Annotated in this window: 4 protein-coding genes; 2 read left to right on the top strand and 2 right to left on the bottom strand. The window is 72.8% G+C overall.

Annotation, left to right across the window (positions count from 1 at the left end; translation table 11 throughout):
• Positions 1 to 55: 55 nt before the first annotated feature.
• The gene (locus tag ACY45C_RS05205) at positions 56 to 706 is read right to left on the bottom strand and encodes a hypothetical protein (protein ID WP_462186508.1); all 651 of its coding nucleotides are present in this window, start codon (positions 704 to 706) and stop codon (positions 56 to 58) included.
• A 53-nt stretch (positions 707 to 759) separates the two neighbouring features.
• Here ACY45C_RS05205 and ACY45C_RS05200 point away from each other — a divergent pair, with 53 nt between their 5' ends.
• Together ACY45C_RS05200 and ACY45C_RS05195 are read left to right on the top strand one after the other, a co-directional pair.
• Positions 760 to 1,122, top strand: coding sequence for an antibiotic biosynthesis monooxygenase family protein (locus ACY45C_RS05200; RefSeq protein WP_462186507.1), 363 nt, complete (start codon positions 760 to 762; stop codon positions 1,120 to 1,122).
• 175 nt (positions 1,123 to 1,297) lie between these two features.
• Positions 1,298 to 2,278, top strand: a complete 981-nt coding sequence (locus tag ACY45C_RS05195; RefSeq protein WP_462186506.1) for a ParA family protein — start codon at positions 1,298 to 1,300, stop codon at positions 2,276 to 2,278.
• Between the two features lie 465 nt (positions 2,279 to 2,743).
• Here the strand turns inward: ACY45C_RS05195 and ACY45C_RS05190 are convergent.
• The coding region (locus tag ACY45C_RS05190; RefSeq protein WP_462186505.1) for a DEAD/DEAH box helicase at positions 2,744 to 4,536 on the bottom strand (1,793 nt) is incomplete at its 5' end.

Below are 4,536 nucleotides of genomic sequence, written 5' to 3'. Positions count from 1 at the left end.
AAGAAACTCACGACCCTGGAGTCCGCGGCGGAGCGGCTTGCCCGTCTCACCCCGGCTATCCCGGGTTGAGGGTCGTCCCAGGCGGCTGGGGCATCGGGTAGCCGGCCTCGGCCGCCCGGGCATGCCCCGCGCGCAGCTCCCGGTCCAGCGATGCCAGCTGACCGTGTGCCCCGCCGCGCAGCGATCGGCCGGCCAGTCGCGGGCGAGCGGCCATCTCATCGGGCGACGGCGGCGTGTACCGCCCGCGCAGGTATTCCCCGATCCACCGGGCCTGGGCAGCCGCGAGCTGCGCGGGACCCGCGACATGGAACAGCCAGGGAACCTCGAGATCGAAGACCTCGCCGAAACGGGCCGAGCCCGTCCCGGCCGGACCCAGCCGCGCCGCCGGGCCGGTGAGCACCACGGCCTCGAAAACGCCGAGTGGGTGGGCTGCGTCACCCGGGCGTGCCTCGTTACCCGGGTGGGGACCGCCGTGCACCTCAAAAGGCGGACCGTGCGTGGCGGCTCCGACCAGGCGTAACGTATTAGGAGTAACGGCGACGACACGATCAGTCAGACCGTGCGTGGCGAGTTCGGCGAGGGACGGCGGCGGCGTGGGGCCGTCGGAGAACGCGGTGACGATCAGCCCACCGTCGGCGAGTGTGATCGTCGCGGCGGTTCCGGCGGCATTGAGACCGAGGACGGCGGCACGGGGAAGACCTGGCACGTCGGGGGACTCTAGCGGCGCGGTGATGGATCCCGCGCACTACGGTTGAAGACATGAGCGTTGTTAAGATCAACGTATTGACCGTGCCCGCGGAGCTGCGAGACATCCTGGAGAAGCGGTTCGCCGGCCGCGCCGGCATGGTGGAGCAGGCCGACGGGTTCGAATGGTTCGAGCTGCTGCGCCCGATCGAGGGCACGGACACCTACCTCGTCTACACCCGTTGGCGTAGCGAGGAGGACTTCCAGAAGTGGCAGTCCTTGCAGGCGTTCGGCGAGGGCCACCGGCAGGCTGCGGCCGGTCAGGGCGCTCCCGCGGGCCACGGGGCCCCGGCGGGGGGGCAGGGTGCCCCCGCGGCCACCGCGGCCACGCTGTGGTCGTTCGAGGTGGTGCAGACTGCCGCCCCCGCCTCGAGCTGACCCGCGCCCGGCGGCGCACCCCGGATGAGACGAGTGGTACGCCCGGATCTACCGGTGTTGCGGATGGTTGGTCGGTGCCCGACTTAGGGTGATTGCAGAGTGGCCTCGGGGGCGCGTCGAGCTTTTCGCCCGTCAAGTGTTGTGACGGATCGGCCACGCCCCCACACTGATCGGTGTGGCCCGAGTACTCGCTGTTGCGAATCAGAAGGGCGGCGTTGCCAAGACGACCTCCGTGTCGAGTCTCGGTGCCGCGCTGTGCGAGCTGGACCGTCGGGTCCTGCTGGTCGATCTCGACCCACAGGCATGTCTGACCTTTTCGCTCGGGCTGGATCCGGATGCCCTCGAACTGTCGGTGCACGACGTCCTGCTGGGACGGTTGTCCGCCGGCATCATCATCACCAGGACACCGGACGGCACCGATCTGCTGCCCGCGACCATCGAGCTGGCGGGTTGTGAGGCGGTGCTGCTGTCACGCACCGGGCGGGAGCACGCGCTGCGGCTCGCCCTCGCCGAGATTGTCGACGAGTATGACTTCATCCTCATCGACTGCCCGCCCTCCCTGGGCGTGCTCACCATCAACGGGTTGACGGCGGCGGACGAGGTCATCGTGCCGCTGCAGTGCGAGACGTTGTCCCACCGCGGCGTCGGCCAGCTGTTGGACACGCTGCACGACGTGCAGCGGCTGACCAATCCCGGCCTGCGGGTCCGCGGCGTGCTGCCGACCCTGTTCGACGGTCGCACGGCGCACTGCCGGGCGGTGCTCGCCGACGTCTCCGCCCGGTACGACATCGCGGTGCTGGCGCCGCCGGTAGCCCGCTCGGTGCGCTTCGCCGAGGCGCCGGGAACGGGGCGGTCCATCCTGACGACCGCACGGCGCTCCAAGGGGGCCGAGGCCTACCGGTCGCATGCCCGGGCCATCGCCGGGGTCGCGGGGGTGGGCACGGCCGCCGGCATCGCTGACATCGCCGGCATCGCTGACCCTGCCGGGACCGCGGTTGGGCAGGCCGCCGAAACCGTTGACGGCCCGGGGACCACCTCGCCCGGTCGGCGGCAACGCCCTCGGGAGGGGGACGGCCGGCCCGTGGGCATGCGGGACCATTCCCGCCCACCGGCGCAGGTCGGCGAACCGGCCTGCGCCGGAGAGGTGCGGGTGTGAGTCGACGGTGAACGAGCTCGGGTGGACACCCGGCCGGGTGCCGGGCGGGACGCAGGCGCCGGGACAGGCGCAGGACCGGGCGACGGCCGGGTTCGACCGGCTGCGTCCGCGTGGCACCCGAGCTCCCGTGATCACTCCGGTCCGCGCGAGATCGACGGTGGGTCGGGACGCGCATGGAAAGCGTGCGTTGTATAGCGGCGTTCGCCCCGTGACACCGCCGAACACCAGCCTGACCGTCAGCTGCTCCCGATGCGGGCAGACCAGCTCCCTCGGCGCCTGGCACGCGCTGCGCGTCCTGACGCCGAGCGTCCATCTACCGCTGGTCCGACTCCGGCATCCCTCGTTGGTGCGCTGTCCCTCGTGCCGGCGGCTGAGCTGGGTCCGGTTGGGTCTGCATTTTCGGCCCGCGGGCTGACGACACCCGCGGGCCGGCGACACCCGCGGGTACGCGGGGCCGCCGGGGTGTCAGGCCGACTCGGCTCGAGGCGGCGCGTCGGCCGCGGCCTCGGTACCGTCGCCGGCCTCCCGCATCGTGCCCGTGCCGCGGCCACGGTCGCCCCGACGCCGGTGCCGGCGTCGGGGCGACTCCTCGGCCTCGACGCCCGTCTCCGAGGCCAGTGCGGAGACGACGCGGGCGGTGTCGGTGTCCGTGTCGGTGAGCGGGGCGGTCCCGGTGAACTCGACCAGCCCGGTCTGCCCGGCACCGTCCACCACGGGTGGGCCGGCCTTCCGGCCGTCCTCGTCGACCGGGTCCGCCGGGTCCGCGGCGATGGCCAGCCCCGAGGCCGCGGCCGCCGCACCACCGCCGCGGGTGCGCCGACGGGCGCGAGTCCGGGTCGGCACCGCCGCCGGCTCGGAACGGTCCTGGTCACGCCCGGTCCGCGAGCCGCGGCGCCCGCCGCGGCCGGACTCCCCGAGATCCTCGATGTCCTCGGCCGCGAGCCCGGCGCGGGTCCGCGCCGCGTGCGGCAGGGTGCCCTTCGCGCCCGCCGGGATGCCGAGCGCCTCGTACAGGTGGGGAGAGGTGGAATAGGTCTCCACCGGACCGTCGAACGGCAGGGCGAGCGCCTTGTTGACGAGCGTCCACCGCGGCAGGTCGTCCCAGTCGACGAAGGTGATGGCCACCCCGCTCTCGCCCGCCCGACCGGTGCGGCCGATGCGGTGCAGGTAGACGTTCTCGTCTTCGGGGCACTGGTAGTTGACCACGTGGGTGACACCGTTGATGTCGATGCCCCGGGCGGCCACGTCGGTGGCGACCAGGACGTCGATCTTGCCGGAGCGGAAGGCGCGCAGCGCCTGCTCGCGCTGGCCTTGGCCCAGGTCGCCGTGCACCGCCGCGGCCGCGAAGCCGCGCTTGGCGAGGTCCTCGGCGACCTTGTCCGCGGTGCGCCGGGTCCGTACGAACACCATGGCGAGCCCCCGGCCGCCGGCCTGCAGGACCCGGGCCAGCACCTCCATCTTGTCCAGCGCGTGGGCGCGGAAGACGTGCTGACGGGTGGTCGGGACCGTGCGCCCCTCGTCCGGCTGTTCCGCGCGGACGTGCACGGGCCGCTTCATGAACCGCCGGGCCAGGGAGATGACCGGGCCGGGCATGGTCGCGGAGAACAGCATCGTCTGCCGCTCGGTCGGCAGCTGCGACATGATGCGCTCGACGTCCGGCAGAAAGCCGAGGTCGAGCATCTCGTCGGCCTCGTCGAGCACCAGGGTGCCGACGCTGGCCAGGTCGAGCACGTGCTGGCGGGCGAGGTCCAGCAGGCGGCCGGGCGTGCCGACGACGATGTCGACCCCGGCGCGCAGCGCGGACAACTGCGGCTCGTAGGCACGCCCGCCGTAGACGGACAGCACCCGCAGGCCACGGCGGGCGCTGGCGCGGGTGACGTCCGCGGTCACCTGGACGCACAGCTCACGAGTGGGCACCACGACGAGGGCCTGTGGACGGCCGTCGGCACCCTCCTCGGCCGCCAGCACCGTCTGTACCACCGGGATGCCGAACGCGAGGGTCTTGCCGGTGCCGGTGCGGGCTTGCCCGATGATGTCGTTGCGGGCCAGGGCGAGTGGGAGCGTCAGCTCCTGGATGGGGAAAGCGTGCACGATGCCCGCTTCGGTCAGCGCCGAGACGGTCTCGGCGCGCACGCCGAGCTCCGCGAAGGTCGGCGCCGCCGGGGACCCGGGGGTGGAGGGGGCGGTTTGTGGCTCGTAGGGAGTTAGATCATCCGTGGGTACTTCAGCTGTGACGGACAGCGGGACGCTCCTGGTCT

The organism is Frankia sp. CcWB2, assembly GCF_977927585.1.
The sequence above is the reverse complement of the archived record's forward strand: the minus strand, read 5'-3'. Positions and strand labels throughout refer to the sequence as shown.